Below are 14,651 nucleotides of genomic sequence, written 5' to 3'. Positions count from 1 at the left end.
GTGACACTGACGATCGACATCACCGGACTGCCCGCCGAGCGGCTGCGCTTCACCGCCTCCCCGCTCGCCGAGCTGACCTCGATGCTGCACGTCCTCGCCGAACCCGGACACCACCCGCGGCTCGCCGGCTGGGCCGCCGAGACCTGGGCCGCCCTCCGCCCCGAACTCGCCGAACGCCTGCGCGAAGCGGAGTTCCTCTGGCGCTCCTCGCGCGCCGACTTCCTGGTCCCCGCCCGCCCCCGACCGACCCTCGCCCAGGAACTCGACGACCTCGACCTGCTCGACGACGACGCCTACGCCACCGCCGCCCTCGTCACCACCTGCGGCAGCAACCGCGTCCGCTTCGGCGCCGGACTGGGCACCGGATCACCGCTCACCGACCCGGCCGCCCGCGACCGCGCCCTCGTCCGGGCCCAGGCCCGCGGCGCCCTCCAGGAGGCCTTCGCCGAACGCCTCCTCGCCGACCCCGCCGCCGTCCGGGCCCGCGTCCGCCACACCCTCGAACTGTGCGGCGAAGCCTTCTTCGACACCGCCTGGGGAGGCATCACCACCCAACTCGCCACCGACCTACGCCTCAAGAACGACCTGCTCAGGCACCAGGGCATCGGCCCGGCCCTCACCTCGGTCTCCGGCGCCGTCGCCCTCTCCCCGGACGGCACCCGGATCCTCGTCGACAAACTCCAGGACAACGCCACCAGCGCGCACGGCAGCGGAGTCACCTTCATCCCCAGCGTCTTCGGCAGCCCCCACCTCGTCGTCGTCAGCGCACCCGGCTGGCAACCCGTCGTCCAGTACCCCGTCGCCGAACCCCGGCCCCCCGCGCCCCGTCCCCCTGCAGACCGTCGAACTGCGCCTCGAAGCACTCTCCCACCCCGTCCGGCTGCGCCTGCTGCGCACCCTCGCCCGCGGCCCCCACACCACCGGCGAACTCGCCACCGCCTGGGACCTCACGCCCCCCGAGGTCTCCCGCCACCTCGCCCTGCTCCGCCGCGCCGGCCTGCTCACCACCCGGCGGCACGGACGCTACGTCAGCTACACCCTCGACCACGCCGCGCTGACCGGCCTCGGCAGCGACCTGCTCACCGCGATGCTGCGCTGACCGCCCCCGCGCCTCCCACCCGTGGGCCGAACGGGTGCGCCCCCCGGCCCGCCTCCCACCGCCTCCCCGACGGACGGGCCGACACCTCGTTGGATGGGCGGGTCAACGAGAGCACGGCGTCGGGAGACGCGGCGCCCGAGCCGGGAGACCACCCATGCCCGAACCCGCCGCACCCCGGCTGCTGATGACCCGCCACGGCCTCACCGCCTGGGCCGAGTCCGGCCGGCACACCGGCCGCACCGACGTCCCCCTGCTGCCCCAGGGCGAGCTCCGCGCCACCCTGCTCGGCCGGCGCCTGCACGCCGCGCCCTGGAACGGCCTCCCCGGGGCCGAGGTGCGCACCAGCCCGCTGTCGAGGGCCGTCCGCACCTGCGAGCTGGCCGGCTTCGGCGGCCGCGCCACCACCTGGGAAGCCCTCGCCGAAGTCGACTACGGCGACTACGAAGGCCTCACCACCGCCCGGATCCAGCAGCAGCGGCCCGGCTGGCAGCTCTGGCACGACGGCACTCCGGGCGGCGAACCCCTCGACGCCGTCAGCGCCCGCGCCGACGAGGTCGTGGCCTGGGCGCGCACGGGCACCGCCGACAAGCTGGTCTTCGCGCACGGCCACATCCTGAGCGCCGTCGCCGCCCGCTGGCTCGGCCAGGAGGTCGACTTCGCCGCCCACCTGCGGCTCGGCCCGGCGTCCCTCACCGTCCTCGGATGGCAGCACGGCATCCCCGCCCTGCTGCGCTGGAACGACAACGCCCACGTCCAGCAGGACAGCAGTGCCGCGGCCGCCGACGACGCCTGAGACCGCCCGCCGCTACCGACGACGCCTGAGACCGCCCGCCGCTACCGGGGACGCCGCGCCAGCGCCACCCCGGCCAGCACCGCCACCGCCCCGGCCGCCAGCACCGCGCGGTCGGAACGCCAGGACATCACCGACCAGCACGAGCGGGCGGACAGCAGCGAACCCGCACTCAGCCACGACCCCGCCGAGCCGACCGACAGCGCACTGCCCACCGACCCGACGGACAGCACGCTCCCGACCGACCCGATCGACAGGCACGAGCCCACCGACCCGATCGACAGCACCGAACCGCGGGAGTACCACGACATCCTCGACATGGCCCGATCCTACGACCGCCCCCGGCACCGGGGCGGCCGACGGCGCGTCAACCGCACGGGAGCCCCTGCCCGCGCAGGTACGCGCTGCGGGACCGGAGGACGTCGGCGGCCTGCTCCGCGGAGCAGTCCAGGCGCGAGCGGAACTCCTCGACCGCCCGCGCGGGACGGCCGGCGAGGATCTCCTCGTCCGCGAAGGCGAGCGGACCGGCCGTCCAAGGAGCGGCCGCCGGATCCCCGCCCGGCCAGTCGGCGTCGGTCAGGGTGGCCAGCAGCCGGCCCTCCGCCAGGGCCACCGCGACGTCCGCGCCGCGGGCCACCGCCTCGGTGAAGGCGGCCGAGGAGGTGTGGTCCAGCAGGAAGACGAAGTGCTGGGCGATCCGCCGGCGGTGCTCCTCGTCGAGGTCGCCGTCGGCGTCGAGGCGCAGGTTCGACCGCCAGGCCGCCGTGGCGCACACCGAGACGAGGAGCCCTAGGAACCGGGCGTCGCGCAGCGCGTCCGCGTGCTCGACCACGATCGCGAGGTCCTGGTCGCCGTGGCCGGGGCCGTGCCAGTCGTGCAGGCAGTCCACCAGGGCGTCCCAGTTGTGGCCGAAGCAGCCGACGAACTCCAACTCCTGCGCGAAGGTCCGGAAGACGGAGGGCGCGTCCCGGAGCTCGCGGCCGTCCAGTCGGAGCACCAGGCCGTCGCGTGCGGTGAGCGCTGCGGACTCCGACGCCCACCAGGGGTCGTCGGCGCGGGTGAACACGACCCAGGGGGAGCGTCGTTCCACGAGGGTGGGCTTCGGCTTCGGCACCGCCGGATCCTTTCAGAGGGACTGCATGGCGGCCATCACGATCTCCATGCCGCGGTTGTCCTCCTGCACGTCGCGGTCGATCATCCGGTTCATCACGTAGGCCGCCGTCAGGCGGGACGCGGGATCGCTCACCACCAGCGAGCCGCCCCAGCCGCCCCAGCCGAAGGTCTCGCCGAACCTGCCGAAGCCCGTCGTCCAGGACATCGGCGTCCCCAGCACCCGGTCCACGCCGCGGAACTCCTCGCGCCACGCGGGCTCGCAGCCCCCGGGGGACAGCAGCCGCACGCCGCCGGCCGAGCCCCCGTTCGCCAGGACCGCGTGGACGAGGGCGACCGAGCGGGCATTGCCGAAGCCGTTCACCGCGGGGAGCTGGGCACGGCGCCAGGCCGCGGAGTTGACGTCGCCCACGCCGATCACGGGGCCGCTGTGCTCCCGGCGGGTGCCGTCCGGTCGGAGCGGCGCCTCGGCGGTGTACTCGCCGGTCCGGGACGGCGGCGGGACGAGCGGCGAGACGCGGTGGTCGTGCTCCGCGGCGAGCCCGAGGTGGAAGTCCGCGCCCAGCGGCCCGGCGACCGCCTCGGCGAAGAACGCGCCCGGAGAGCGGCCGGTGACGCGCCGGACGACCTCGCCGACGAGGAAGCCGAAGGTCAGCGCGTGGTACCCGGCGGCCGTTCCCGGCGTCCATGCGGGCGGCTGCGCGGCCAGGCCCGCCGTCACCGCGTCCCAGTCGTAGAGCTCCTCGACCGTCGTCGGCCCGGACAGGTCCGGCAGCCCCGCCGTGTGCGACAGCACGTGCCGCACCAGGACGCCCTCCTTGCCGGCCGCGGCGAACCCGGGCCAGTAGGCGGCGACCGGCGCGGACAGGTCGAGCTCGCCCCGGTCGGCCAGGAGCAGGGCGCACAGGGCCGTCATGTTCTTGGTCGTCGAGTTCACGCAGACGAGGGTGTCGCGCTCCCACGCGACGGACCGCTCCGCATCGGCGAAGCCGCCCCACAGGTCGACCACCGGTTCGCCGTCCAGGAACACGGCCGCCGAGGCACCCACCTCGTCCTTGCCGAGCAATTCCGCAAAGGCCGCGCCGACCGCGGCGAACCGCGGCGCACAGAAACCCTTAACATCGTTCATGGATCAAAGCCTCGGACGGTGCCGGGATTCCTGCCCGACAATTCCCGTACCGGTTCTGTCGGGAGGAGAGGCGGCCGCGCGTGCTGGAACGGCTGAACCAGGCACTGGACCACCTGGAGGGCCACCTCGACCGGGAGGTCGACGTGGCCGGGGCGGCGCGCATCGCCGCGGTCTCCGAACACCACTTCCGGCGGCTGTTCTCCACCCTCGCCGGAATGCCGCTCCCGGTCTACCTGCGGCGCCGGCGGATGACCGTCGCCGGGGCCGACGTCCTGGCCGGGCAGCAGACCCTGCTCGACATCGCGGTGCGCTACGGCTACGGCTCGACCGAGGCGTTCGCCCGGGCCTTCCGGTCGGTGCACGGCATCGGACCGGGCGAGGCCCGGCGCACGGGGGCGGTGCTCACCGCGCAGCCGCGGATGTCCTTCCGCGTCGTCATCGAGGGAAGCGCGGCGATGCGCTACCGGATCGTGGAGCGGGAGCCGTTCCGCCTCCTCGGCAGGAAGGCCCGCGTCCCGCTCGTGCACGAAGGGGTCAACGAGGCGGCGGCGGCGCACCTGGAGGCTCTCGACGGACCGACCATCGCGCGGATGAAAGCGCTCGCGGGCCGCGAGCCGGAGGGAATCCTGTCGGCCGCGGTGCACCTCACCGACAGCCGGGAGGAGGGCGCCGAGGCGGACTACTGGATCGGCGCGGTCACCCCTCCCGGGACGGCGGCCGAGGAACTCGACGCCCTCGACGTGCCGGCCGGGACCTGGGCCGTCTTCGACGACCGCGGGCCCTACCCGCACGCCCTCCAGCAGCTGTGGCGGGACGTGTTCACCCAGTGGTTCCCCTCGAACCCGTACCTGAGCCGGCCCGGCCCCGAACTCCTGCGGACACATCCCGTGGAGACCGGCGCGGAGACCGACTTCCAACTCTGGATCCCGGTCGAGCGCCACGGCCACGGCCCCTCCCGGCGGGCCTAGGGTCGTCCGGCCGATCACGTGGGAGGCGGAGGAAAACGGCGGGTCCGGAGACTGCCGGCCCTGGTAGAACATGGGGCGATGGGCATTCAGGAACGTGACCGCAAGGTGTACCGGCCTCTGCGGCGAGCCGGCCTCGAGGTGATCCCCGACGCTGTGCCGGCGGGCACGATGCCGTTCGTCCACGGATACGGTGCGGAGGACGTGGCCGGAGGCTTCTCGCACCGGTACGACACCCCGCGGCTGGTCGAGCGGCTCAATGCGGACTGGTACGACCTGGCGGCCTCCGCGGGCCTCTTCGACCACCGGCGGGAGTTCCTCGTGCAGCTTCCGCAGGGCACCCGTTCGCACCGGGCCGCTCTGCAGCACCTGCACAGCGGCAACACCGCACCGGCACTCTGGAACCGGGTCCGGCTGCTGGACCGCTGGGACATCATGGGTCGCGGCGCCGCTTCGGCGTTCCTGGGCGTGCACTCGGGCCACCCGGGCTTCGGCATGATGGCTCTGGACGGCAGCGCGTACCTCGAAGCCTCGACGGGTGAGAGCGGCATCGACGTGCTCGTGGTGCGTCACCCGGACCGCTCGGAGAACGTCCTGCGGAACCTGGAGTGGATCACGCGTTACGACGACCCCTACGTCAACCGCGAGTTCAAGGAGCGGATCGCCGTCTGGCTCGCCGGCCGCGCACGGGGCCTTCCGGACCGCTGAAGACGAGGTCCCGGGCGGGCTGACCGGTCGGCGCAGCGGCGTCCCTCCGCGGGAAGCTCAGCCGCGGGCTCCGGTCAGGGGCGGCCGCGCCCCGGCCCCCTCGTGGTCGAGGCGGGCCTCCAACTCGTCCAGGGCCTCGCGCATCGCCACGATCCGCCGCCGAAGCCCCTGGTCGGCGTCCACCGGCGGGGGCGGGCCGGCCTGGGCCTCCCGCGCCTCCGTCCGCTCCAGCTCCCGGGCCTCCTCCAGTGCGTTGAGCACCACCCCGATCAGGACGTTGACCAGCACGAACGAGGCCAGCAGGACGAACGAGGCGTAGAAGAGGATGCTCAGGGGCGAGATCGCCAGCCCCGCGTGGACGGCGTCCCCGAGCCCGTCCATCATCATCAGCAGAAACAGCGTCAGACCGGCCCGGCCGAGCGAGCCGTAGTGTTCGGGATCGCGTGCGGCGAAGCAGATCCAGCCCACCATGGCGTACACGTAGAGGATCAGCGCCCCCACGAACAGGAAGCTCACCGTTCCCGGCAGGCTGCGGCCGACCGCGACCAGCAGGATCCGCAGCTGCGGCATGAACCGGGCGGTCCGCAGCACTCGGGCCAGCCGCAGCAGCCGGAGCAGCGTGGTGTTCTCGCGCAGGAACGGCACGAAGGCGGAGGAGACCACCACCAGGTCGAAGACGTTCCAGGGGTCCCGGAAGAAAGCTTTCGGCCGGTCCGCGTGCGCACCCAGGCGCAGGGCCATCTCCACCGTGAAGGCGGTCACGCAGAGATCCTCGGAACGCTTCAGCACCTCGTGGTACTCCGCGGCGACACCGCTGTAGGTGTCCACCCCCAGCAGCACGGCGTTCGCCAGGATCACCAGCAGGACGGCGAACCCGAACACCGGGGCCTCGCACACCGCCCTGCAGCGGGTGGCGAGGATCCGCCGGCCGGACGCCGGTACCGTCAACTGAGTCATCGCGCTCCTCCACGTCGACCACCGGCCCGTCGGCTGCTCCCCGGCCGCGGCGGTGATCGAATTCCGGGACTCCTAACGGCGCCCGGGGTGAATCGGCACGCGGGGGGATCGCCCGATCGTGGCGCGCCCCTTGTCCGGTCCGGGGCAGCGACCTCGGGCTTCGCGCGGACGGTTGACAGCTGCCACCCGTCCGCGCGGCCCCGCCGTCAGGCGGCCCTGAGCTGTCGTGGGCTCAGGACTCCTTGACGACCACGGTGGAGGCGGCCTTGTCGTGCAGGGCCTGCTGGAGCGGCTTGTCCCACAGCGGCGACAGGACGTTGACGAGGGTGAAGAGCGAGCCGACGCAGTAGACGGCATTGGGGAGGCCGTACACGGCGGCGCGGATCAGGTAGGCGTTGTCGGCGGGCCGTCCGCCCTGGGCGACGTCGACGATGCGCAGCTTCATGACCTTCTTGCCGACGGTCTGCCCGCCCTGGGTCAGCAGCATGGCCGCCTCGTAGCCGAAGGCGACCAGTGCCGCCAGCGCGTAGTACAGGAACGACGTCCCGAGGATCACGGCGAGCAGCAGGGTGGGGATCAGCAGCACGGCTGCGTCGATCAGCCGGGCCACCAGCCGGTCGGCCAGCGGGGCGAGTTGTGGTGCTCCGGGTATCGGTGCGCCGGCCTCCGGGCCGGGCTGCGGCGTCCCGTAGGGCGTGCCGGGCTGCGGCTGCCCGGCGTACGGCGGCTGCTGGGCGTAGGGGTCCTTGTCGAATCCTGCGGGATCGCTGGTGCTCATGGTGACCTGTTCCCTGTCCGGTGGACGGCGCTGACCCGGGTGTTCTATCGGGTCGGTGGCGATCACCGGAAGACGGCTGCGCAAGTCGTTACCGTCGGAGGACCGTCGGCCGACATCGTCCGCGCCCGGGACGGGCGGCCCGTCAGGGGTGCGCGGTCCGTCCGGCCGCCCACGGGAGGGCGTACCAGGACAGTGCGGCGAGCAGCAGGGCGCTCGGCAACTCGGCTGCGTACGCCAGGACTTGGGCCAGGCGGTAGTCGGAACCGCGGTGCGCGGACCAGAGGTCGAAGAAGGCGTCCATCGCGAGCAGGACCGCCGTCGCCGAGGCCACCGGGCTGGTCGCCGGGTGGCGGCGGCGGACCAGGTGGGCGAGCAGGAACAGCGCGAAGACCTCGATGACGTCCAGCCAGATCCAGGAGTTGGCGAGGTTGCGGGCGCCGAAGCGGTGCACCGACAGGCCGAGTGCGACGATCCAGGGGACGAGCAGGCAGCCCGCGATCCGCAGGGCCCGGGGCAGCCACCGGCGGACGGCCTCCTCCCGGCGCACCGGGGACCTCCGAAGATCGTTCACCCGTCGATGGTAGTACGCCCACCTCCGGTCACGCACAGTTGCGGTCTCGGTTGTATCGGCTACTTACGTAACGGTGTTCCGAAATGCTATTGACCTGGGGATAGTGCCGTGCCTAGCCTGAAAAGGCACTCCGGAGTCCGCTCACTGCGGGTAGTCCTGACCTCGAGGAGGCGGCCGTGATCGCGACGTCCCTGCACCGTCCCGGTGGCGCCGCCGCGGTGTACCTGCGGTGCTTCCCCTTCGACAGCTGGGGGATGGCGGGTCACGAGGAGGCCTTGCGGGCCTACGCCCGGGGCCTCGGCTTCTGCGATCCGCACGTGTTCCTGGACAACGGCCGTCCGTCGGGCGGCGAACTGCCGCAGCTGGCCCGGATGGAGTCGCTGGTGGCATCCGGGCACTGCGGGGCGGTGTTCGTCCCGGGGCTCTGGGTGTTCTCGATGGACGACGCCGCGGCCGGGGCGGTCGCGGAGCGGCTGCGGCGGCTGGGCGGGCGGGTGTGGGAGATGCCGAGCCCCCGGCTGGACGGCGGGGGGCGCTCGCGGGCGGCCGGGGCCGACCCGTGGCGGCGGGGCCCGTCCGTCCTGGTGGGGTGAACCCCCGTGGCGGCGGACGGCGGGCTGCCCGGAGGCTCAGGACGACGGCAGCCGCCGGGCCGGGGGTTCGAAGGCGCCGCGGTTGAGCGGGCGACCGGCCCCGCCGGTACGGGCGGGGGCGCCCGGTGCGGAGGCGGCGCCGCCGAAGAGGTCGTCGTTGAGGTGGTCGAGGGCCAGCCGGGCGGCGCCGAGGGCGACAGCCTCGGTGCCGAGGGCGGAGGCGTCGACCTGCGGCGGGTCGAGGCAGAGCTGGTCGAGGTGGGCGCGGATCGGGCCGACCATGGCCTCGCCGGCCTGCGAGAGGCCGCCGCCGATCACCACCAGGTCGGGGTTGACCGTCAGCACCATGGCGGCGATGCCCTGGGCCAGGGTGCGGGCGAACCGGTCGACGGCGCCCGCCGCCCCGGCGTCGCCGGCCTGGGCGTCGGCGAACAGCCGGGCACTGTCCTCGGCCTCGCGGACGTCGTTCATGCTGTCGCTCTCCCAGCCGAGCACGGCCAGCGCGCCGATCTCGCCGGCGGCGCCGCCGCGTCCGCGGTGCAGCCGGCCGCCGAGCATCATCCCCGCACCGGTGCGGTGTCCGGCGATGACGTGGATGAAGTCGCCGACGTGGCGGGCGGCGCCGAGCCAGTGCTCGGCGAGCGTGGCGAGGTTGGCGTCGTTCTCCGCGTACGCCGGGCAGTCGAACCAGCCGCTCGCCGCCCCCGTCAGGTCGAGGCCGCTCCACTCCGGCAGGGGGGTGGACAGCCGGACGGTGCCGCGGGCGTCGACGATGCCGGGGATCCCCAGGCACAGCGCGCGCAGGCGGATGTCCCGATGGGGGGTCAGGAAGTCGTGGGCGCCGGCCCGTACGGCCTCCAGCCGGGCGGCTCCGCCGAGGTTCTCGGCGACGGCGCGTTGGTCCGCGGCGACGACCGTGCCGTCGAGGTCGGTGAGGACCAGGCGCAGGCCGGTGACCCCGACGTCGATGCCGAGCACGTGTCCGGCCTCCGCGCGGAAGCGGTAGCGCCGGGCGGGGCGCCCGATGCCGCGCTCCGGGGCGACCTCCTCGATCCACCCGTCCTCGGCCAGTTCGGCGATCACCGCGTCGACGGTCTGGCGCGAGAGCGACGCCCCGTGCCCGATCCGGGTCAGGGTCATCGGCTCGGCGTTGCGGAGCACCCGCAGGACCGCCTCGGTGTTCAGGCGGCGCAGCAGGGCGGGATCGCCGCCGGTCAGAGCTGGGCTGTTCACGGCACCTCGCCTTCCCGGGCCGCCCCCTGCGGCCGTGCCCCCATCTTACGCCAGGTACTTACGTAACAGTACGGCATAAGGATATTGACCGACCTGGACCCGGACTCCTAGGCTCCAGTCAGTTCCGAAACAACACGTCATAACTAGCGATTCGTACCGCCAAGGGCCGAGTCCCTGCCCCAAGGAGCTCCCGATGTCCGCAAGAACCTCCCGCCGACCCGCCCGCACCGCCGCGATGTGCGCCCTGCTCGTCGCCGCCACCGCGGGCCTGAGCGCCTGCGGCGGCCTCACCCCCGGCGGCACCGGCACGAGTGCGGCCCCCACCGGCCCGGTCTCCACCGCCCTGCCGACCGGCAACGCCACGCTGACCGTCGTGAGCTCCGAGAACTCCGGCACCACCAAGGCGCTGGCCGAGGCCTTCCACGCCAAGCACCCGAACATCACGGTCGACTTCCAGTACACGGGCGAGGACGACTACAACAAGAGCCTCAACCTCAAGCTCTCCTCCGACCAGGCCCCCGACCTGGCCCTGCTCAACAAGCTCGGCACCACGGTCAAGGCGAACCTGGTGCGCAGCCTCGACGACTACGCCGAGGCGTACGGCTGGGACGCGAAGTACCCCTCCACCGAACTCGACCAGTGGCGGGCGACCGACGACGGCAAGCAGTTGGGCACCGGGCACCTGTGGGCGGCGCCGGCCGGGTTCTCGGTGGTCGGCGTCTACTACAACAAGGACACCGCGGCGAAGCTCGGCATCACCCCGCCGACCACCCGGGCCGAGTTCGACGCCGCCCTCGCGAAGGCCAAGGCGGCGGGGGAGCTGCCCGTCCAGCTGGGCAACCTGCAGGGCCACTCCTCCTTCATCGTGCAGTCGGTCGTGGACGCCACCGACGGCGCGGCGAAGACCAGCGACTGGGTGAACGGCAAGCCCGGCGCCACCATCAAGACCCCCGGCGGCACCGACGGCGCGACCACGCTCGCCGGATGGGCCAAGCGGGGCTACCTCCCGGAGAGCGCCAACGGCACCGACCTGACCGGCTCGGTCGCCGAATTCACCAAGGGCAAGGGCCTGTTCCTGTTCGACGGCAGCTGGGACGCCCAGAAGATCGACAAGGCGGCGCCCGGGAAGACCGGCTTCCTGACCTTCCCCGGCGCCGACGGCAAGGCCACCGGGATCGGCACCTCGGTCGCCTACGCCATCCCCGCCAAGGCCAAGAACCCCGACCTGGCAGCCGCGTTCCTCGACTTCATGAACACCCCCGAGGCCGCGCAGATCCAGTTCGACACCGGCTTCCTCCCCGTCGCCCACGCCGACACGGTCAAGGGCGCCGAGGGCGGAGTGATGAACGAGGTCGCCAAGGGCTGGGCCGCCGTCAACAAGGACAACGGCCTGGTGAACTTCTTCGCCAACACCGACGCCACCATGGGCGACACGCTCACCTCCCAGAGCCAGCAGCTGATCGGCGGGAAGATCGGACCCGAGCAGTACCTCGACGCCCTGCAGAACGACTGGACCAAGGGCCACCAGTGACCAGTACCTCCTTCCCGCCGCAGCCGGGCACCGCACACCGGGCCACCCCGCCCCCGGCGGCGCACGACGGGCGAAGCGGCCGGGCCGGAGCCGACGGGACGGCGCGCACCCTGCGCGTCGGCCCCCGCCGTCCTGGCCGCCAGCGCACCGCCTACCTCTACCTGGCACCGGCCCTGCTGCTCTACACCTGCTTCGTCGCGCTGCCCTGGCTGCACACCATGTGGCTGTCCCTGTTCACCTGGGACGGCGTCACCGCCGGCAGCTGGGCCGGACTCGGCAACTACCACCAGGTGCTGACCGACCCCCTGCTGCGCTCCTCGATCCTGCACGCGCTCGGCTTCGTCGTCTTCTACTCGGTGCTGCCGATCGCGCTGGGCCTGCTGCTCGCCGCCGTCATCGGCGGCCGCGGCGGACGCCGCTACCCGGTCAGCCGCACCGTGCTCTTCCTTCCGCAGATCGTCCCGCTGGTCGCCGTCGGCGTCACCTGGAAGTGGATGTACTCCGCCGACGGCATGGTCAACCAGGTCCTGCGGGCGGTCGGTCTCGGCTCGATCACCCGCGCCTGGCTCGGCGACTTCACCTGGGCGTACGTCGCGGTCGGCCTGATCGGCACCTGGGTGATGCTCGGCCTGTGCCTGATCATCTTCCAGACCGGCATCCAGAAGATCGACCCCAGCCTCTACGAGGCCGCCAGGCTCGACGGCGCCGGGCCCGTCCGTGAATTCCTCGCCGTCACCCTGCCGGGGCTGCGCCCCGAGATCGGCGTCGCCGCGACCCTGACCATGATCTCCGCGCTCGCCAGCTTCGACGTCGTCTACGTCACCACCGGCGGAGGGCCGGGCGACTCCACCATCGTCCCCGGCGTGCTGATCTACCGGCTCGCCTTCACCAACGGCGAGGTCGGCGCCGCCTGTGCGCTGGCCGTGGTGCTCAGCGCCCTGATCGCCCTGGCCGTCGCCGCCGTCGGCCGGCTCACCCGGGAGAAGTCGTGACCACACCCACCCGCGCGCCCCGCGGCCTCGCCGGCCGGGCGATCATGACCGCCTTCGCCCTCGCCGTGATCCTCCCCTTCCTCGGCATCGCGCTGGCCGCCCTGCACCCGCCCGGCTCGATCGTCGACGGCCTCTCCTGGCCCGACCACCCCAGCCTGTCCAGCTTCGCGCGGGCCTGGTCGGACGCCGGCTTCGGGCAGCTGCTGCGCAACAGCGCGGTGATCGTCGGCGGCGTGGTCCCGCTCGCCCTGGTCTGCGCCTCGCTCGCCGGCTACGCCTTCGCCACCATGGCCTTCCGCGGCCGCACCCTGCTCTTCGGCTTCCTGATGCTGGGCCTCGCCCTGCCGTACGAGGCCGCGGTGGTGCCGCTCTACTACGACCTGCGGGCCCTCGGGCTGATCGACACCCCGATCGCCCTGATCCTCGCCCTTGTGGGCCTGTTCATGCCCTTCGGCGCCTTCTGGATGCGCGAGCAGTTCCTCGCCCTGCCGAAGGAGATGGTCGAGGCCGCCGCCGTCGACGGCGCCGGCAGCTGGACGGTCCTCTGGCGGGTGCTGCTGCCCTGCTCGCGGCCCGCGCTGACCACCCTGGGCCTGCTCTACTTCGTCTGGGCGTGGAACCAGTTCCTGCTGGCCCTGATCCTCATCCAGACCCCGAGCGAGCGCACCGCCCCGGCCGGCCTCGGCTTCTTCGTCGGCGCCTACACCATCGACGTGCCGCTGCTGTCCGCCGCGACGCTGATCGTCGTCGCCCCGGTCGTCGCCGTCTACCTCTTCTTCCAGCGGCACTTCATCGCCGGGATGCTCTCCGGCGCCGTCAAGGGCTGACCCGCCGCCACCCCACCGACCACGTCCGGAAGGACATCCCGCCATGACGCACGCCCTCATGCACCCCCAGCCCCCCGTCGGGACACCAGGCCGACTGCTGCGGCTGATCCTGGTCGGCGCCGGCGGACGCGGCTCGACCTACGCCGCCTACGCCGCCGGCACCGGCCGCGCCGAGATCGTGGCCGTCGCCGAACCCGACACCGGCCGGGCCGCCGCCGCTCTCTCCCGACACCCCGGCGCCACCCACCACCCGACCTGGCAGGCACTCGCCGAGCACCCGCCCGAGGCCGACGCCGTGCTCATCACCACCCAGGACGCCGACCACGTCGAACCCGCCCTGCGCTTCGCCGAACTCGGCTACCACATCCTGCTGGAGAAGCCGATGGCCACCAGCGAGGACGACGTCCGCCGGATCACCGACGCCGTCCGCAAGGCCGGCGTGATGCTCGCCGTCTGCCACGTGCTCCGCTACACCCCCTACACCCGGGGCGTGAAGGACATCGTCGACTCCGGCCGGCTCGGCGACGTCATCAGCGTCGAGCACCTGGAACCCGTCGGCTGGTGGCACCAGGCCCACTCCTACGTCCGCGGCAACTGGCGGCGCGAGGACCGGGCCACCCCGATGCTGCTCGCCAAGTCCTCCCACGACCTGGACTGGCTCTCCTACATCGTCGGCTCCCCGGTCACCAAGGTCTCCTCCTTCGGCGCGCTCACCCACTTCCGCCCCGAGAACCGCCCCGCCGGCGCCACCGACAACTGCCTGGACTGCCCCATCGAGCCCACCTGCCCCTACTCCGCGCCCCGCCTCTACCTCGGCTGCCTCGGAGACCCGGACCGGGAACGCTGGCCGCTCGGCGCCGTCACCGGCGCCCGCACCCCCGAAGGAGTCACCCAGGCCCTTCGCGAAGGCCCGTACGGGCGCTGCGTCTACGCGTGCGACAACGACGTGGTCGACCACCAGGTCGTCAACCTCGAATACGCCAGCGGCGCCACGGCCTCGTTCACGATGACCGCCTTCACGCCGTTCACCCACCGCAAGACCCGGATCTTCGGCACCCGCGGATCCCTGGACGGCGACGGCGTCAGCGCCACCGTGACCGACTTCGTCACCGGCCATGAGGAGACCCTCGTCCTCGGCGTCGACGGCCCCGACGCCGGCAGCGGCCACGGCGGCGGCGACGAGCGCCTCGTCGACGCCTTCCTCGACGCCCTCACCACCGGCGACGCGACGCTGATCCTCTCCGACCCCGCCACCAGCCTGGAGAGCCACCTCGTCGCCTGGGCCGCAGAACGCTCCCGGCGCCAGGACACCGTCGAAGACCTGACCTCCTGACAGAGCCCCCGAACCTCCTGCCCCGCCGCGGCCCC

The 14,651-nt window shown here is 73.1% G+C and carries 15 protein-coding genes and 1 pseudogene; 9 read left to right on the top strand and 7 right to left on the bottom strand.

What is annotated here, in order from left to right:
* Together ABEB06_RS01575 and ABEB06_RS01570 are read left to right on the top strand one after the other, a co-directional pair.
* Positions 1-1,099 (top strand): annotated as a pseudogene (locus ABEB06_RS01575) (DUF5937 family protein).
* A 154-nt stretch (positions 1,100-1,253) separates the two neighbouring features.
* The gene (locus ABEB06_RS01570; RefSeq protein ID WP_345694932.1) at positions 1,254-1,892 is read left to right on the top strand and encodes a histidine phosphatase family protein; all 639 of its coding nucleotides are present in this window, start codon (positions 1,254-1,256) and stop codon (positions 1,890-1,892) included.
* Between the two features lie 41 nt (positions 1,893-1,933).
* Here the strand turns inward: ABEB06_RS01570 and ABEB06_RS01565 are convergent, their stop codons facing one another.
* From ABEB06_RS01565 to ABEB06_RS01555, 3 genes are read right to left on the bottom strand one after another with little or no spacing between them, the layout of a single operon-like run.
* Entirely contained in the window at positions 1,934-2,209 is a 276-nt protein-coding gene (locus tag ABEB06_RS01565) for a hypothetical protein (RefSeq protein ID WP_345694931.1), read from the bottom strand.
* 47 nt (positions 2,210-2,256) lie between these two features.
* On the bottom strand, positions 2,257-3,003 hold the full coding sequence (locus ABEB06_RS01560) for a barstar family protein (protein WP_345694930.1): 747 nt from the start codon (positions 3,001-3,003) through the stop codon (positions 2,257-2,259).
* Between the two features lie 12 nt (positions 3,004-3,015).
* Positions 3,016-4,128, bottom strand: coding sequence for a serine hydrolase domain-containing protein (locus ABEB06_RS01555; RefSeq protein WP_345694929.1), 1,113 nt, complete (start codon positions 4,126-4,128; stop codon positions 3,016-3,018).
* A gap of 80 nt (positions 4,129-4,208) precedes the next feature.
* On the opposite strand from ABEB06_RS01555, the gene ABEB06_RS01550 reads away from it, so the two are divergent.
* Positions 4,209-5,096: an AraC family transcriptional regulator gene (locus ABEB06_RS01550; protein ID WP_345694928.1), complete on the top strand. Its 888-nt coding sequence runs from the start codon at positions 4,209-4,211 to the stop codon at positions 5,094-5,096.
* A 78-nt stretch (positions 5,097-5,174) separates the two neighbouring features.
* Positions 5,175-5,801, top strand: coding sequence for a hypothetical protein (locus ABEB06_RS01545; protein WP_345694927.1), 627 nt, complete (start codon positions 5,175-5,177; stop codon positions 5,799-5,801).
* A gap of 57 nt (positions 5,802-5,858) precedes the next feature.
* Here ABEB06_RS01545 and ABEB06_RS01540 read toward each other — a convergent pair whose 3' ends face one another.
* The 3 genes from ABEB06_RS01540 to ABEB06_RS01530 form a co-directional block, all read right to left on the bottom strand.
* Positions 5,859-6,758 carry an ion transporter gene (locus ABEB06_RS01540; protein WP_345694926.1) on the bottom strand — a complete coding sequence of 300 codons (900 nt, stop codon included), beginning with the start codon at positions 6,756-6,758 and terminating at the stop codon, positions 5,859-5,861.
* A 232-nt stretch (positions 6,759-6,990) separates the two neighbouring features.
* Entirely contained in the window at positions 6,991-7,536 is a 546-nt protein-coding gene (locus ABEB06_RS01535) for an RDD family protein (protein ID WP_345694925.1), read from the bottom strand.
* A 142-nt stretch (positions 7,537-7,678) separates the two neighbouring features.
* On the bottom strand, positions 7,679-8,107 hold the full coding sequence (locus ABEB06_RS01530; protein WP_345694924.1) for a hypothetical protein: 429 nt from the start codon (positions 8,105-8,107) through the stop codon (positions 7,679-7,681).
* A gap of 176 nt (positions 8,108-8,283) precedes the next feature.
* Here ABEB06_RS01530 and ABEB06_RS01525 point away from each other — a divergent pair, with 176 nt between their 5' ends.
* A complete protein-coding gene (locus tag ABEB06_RS01525) occupies positions 8,284-8,700 on the top strand; it encodes a hypothetical protein (RefSeq protein WP_345694923.1) in 417 nt (138 codons plus the stop codon).
* Positions 8,701-8,736: 36 nt separating this feature from the next.
* On the opposite strand, the gene ABEB06_RS01520 is transcribed toward ABEB06_RS01525, so the two are convergent.
* A complete protein-coding gene (locus tag ABEB06_RS01520) occupies positions 8,737-9,933 on the bottom strand; it encodes an ROK family transcriptional regulator (RefSeq protein WP_345694922.1) in 1,197 nt (398 codons plus the stop codon).
* A 193-nt stretch (positions 9,934-10,126) separates the two neighbouring features.
* Here ABEB06_RS01520 and ABEB06_RS01515 point away from each other — a divergent pair, with 193 nt between their 5' ends.
* Genes ABEB06_RS01515 through ABEB06_RS01500 form a run of 4 tightly spaced genes read left to right on the top strand, consistent with a single transcriptional unit; the run spans position 10,127 to position 14,616 of the window.
* Entirely contained in the window at positions 10,127-11,464 is a 1,338-nt protein-coding gene (locus ABEB06_RS01515) for an ABC transporter substrate-binding protein (RefSeq protein ID WP_345694921.1), read from the top strand.
* Positions 11,461-12,456, top strand: coding sequence for a carbohydrate ABC transporter permease (locus ABEB06_RS01510; RefSeq protein ID WP_345694920.1), 996 nt, complete (start codon positions 11,461-11,463; stop codon positions 12,454-12,456). Before ABEB06_RS01515 ends, ABEB06_RS01510 begins: the two co-directional genes overlap by 4 nt.
* A complete protein-coding gene (locus tag ABEB06_RS01505; protein WP_345694919.1) occupies positions 12,453-13,283 on the top strand; it encodes a carbohydrate ABC transporter permease in 831 nt (276 codons plus the stop codon). The genes ABEB06_RS01510 and ABEB06_RS01505 overlap by 4 nt, the downstream gene beginning before the upstream one ends.
* 43 nt (positions 13,284-13,326) lie before the next feature.
* The gene (locus tag ABEB06_RS01500; protein ID WP_345694918.1) at positions 13,327-14,616 is read left to right on the top strand and encodes a Gfo/Idh/MocA family protein; all 1,290 of its coding nucleotides are present in this window, start codon (positions 13,327-13,329) and stop codon (positions 14,614-14,616) included.
* Positions 14,617-14,651: the final 35 nt, after the last annotated feature.

It is taken from the genome of Kitasatospora terrestris (assembly GCF_039542905.1).
GTDB lineage: Bacteria > Actinomycetota > Actinomycetes > Streptomycetales > Streptomycetaceae > Kitasatospora > Kitasatospora terrestris.
Note: the sequence above shows the minus strand (reverse complement) of the source record. Positions and strands in the feature narration are given on the sequence as shown.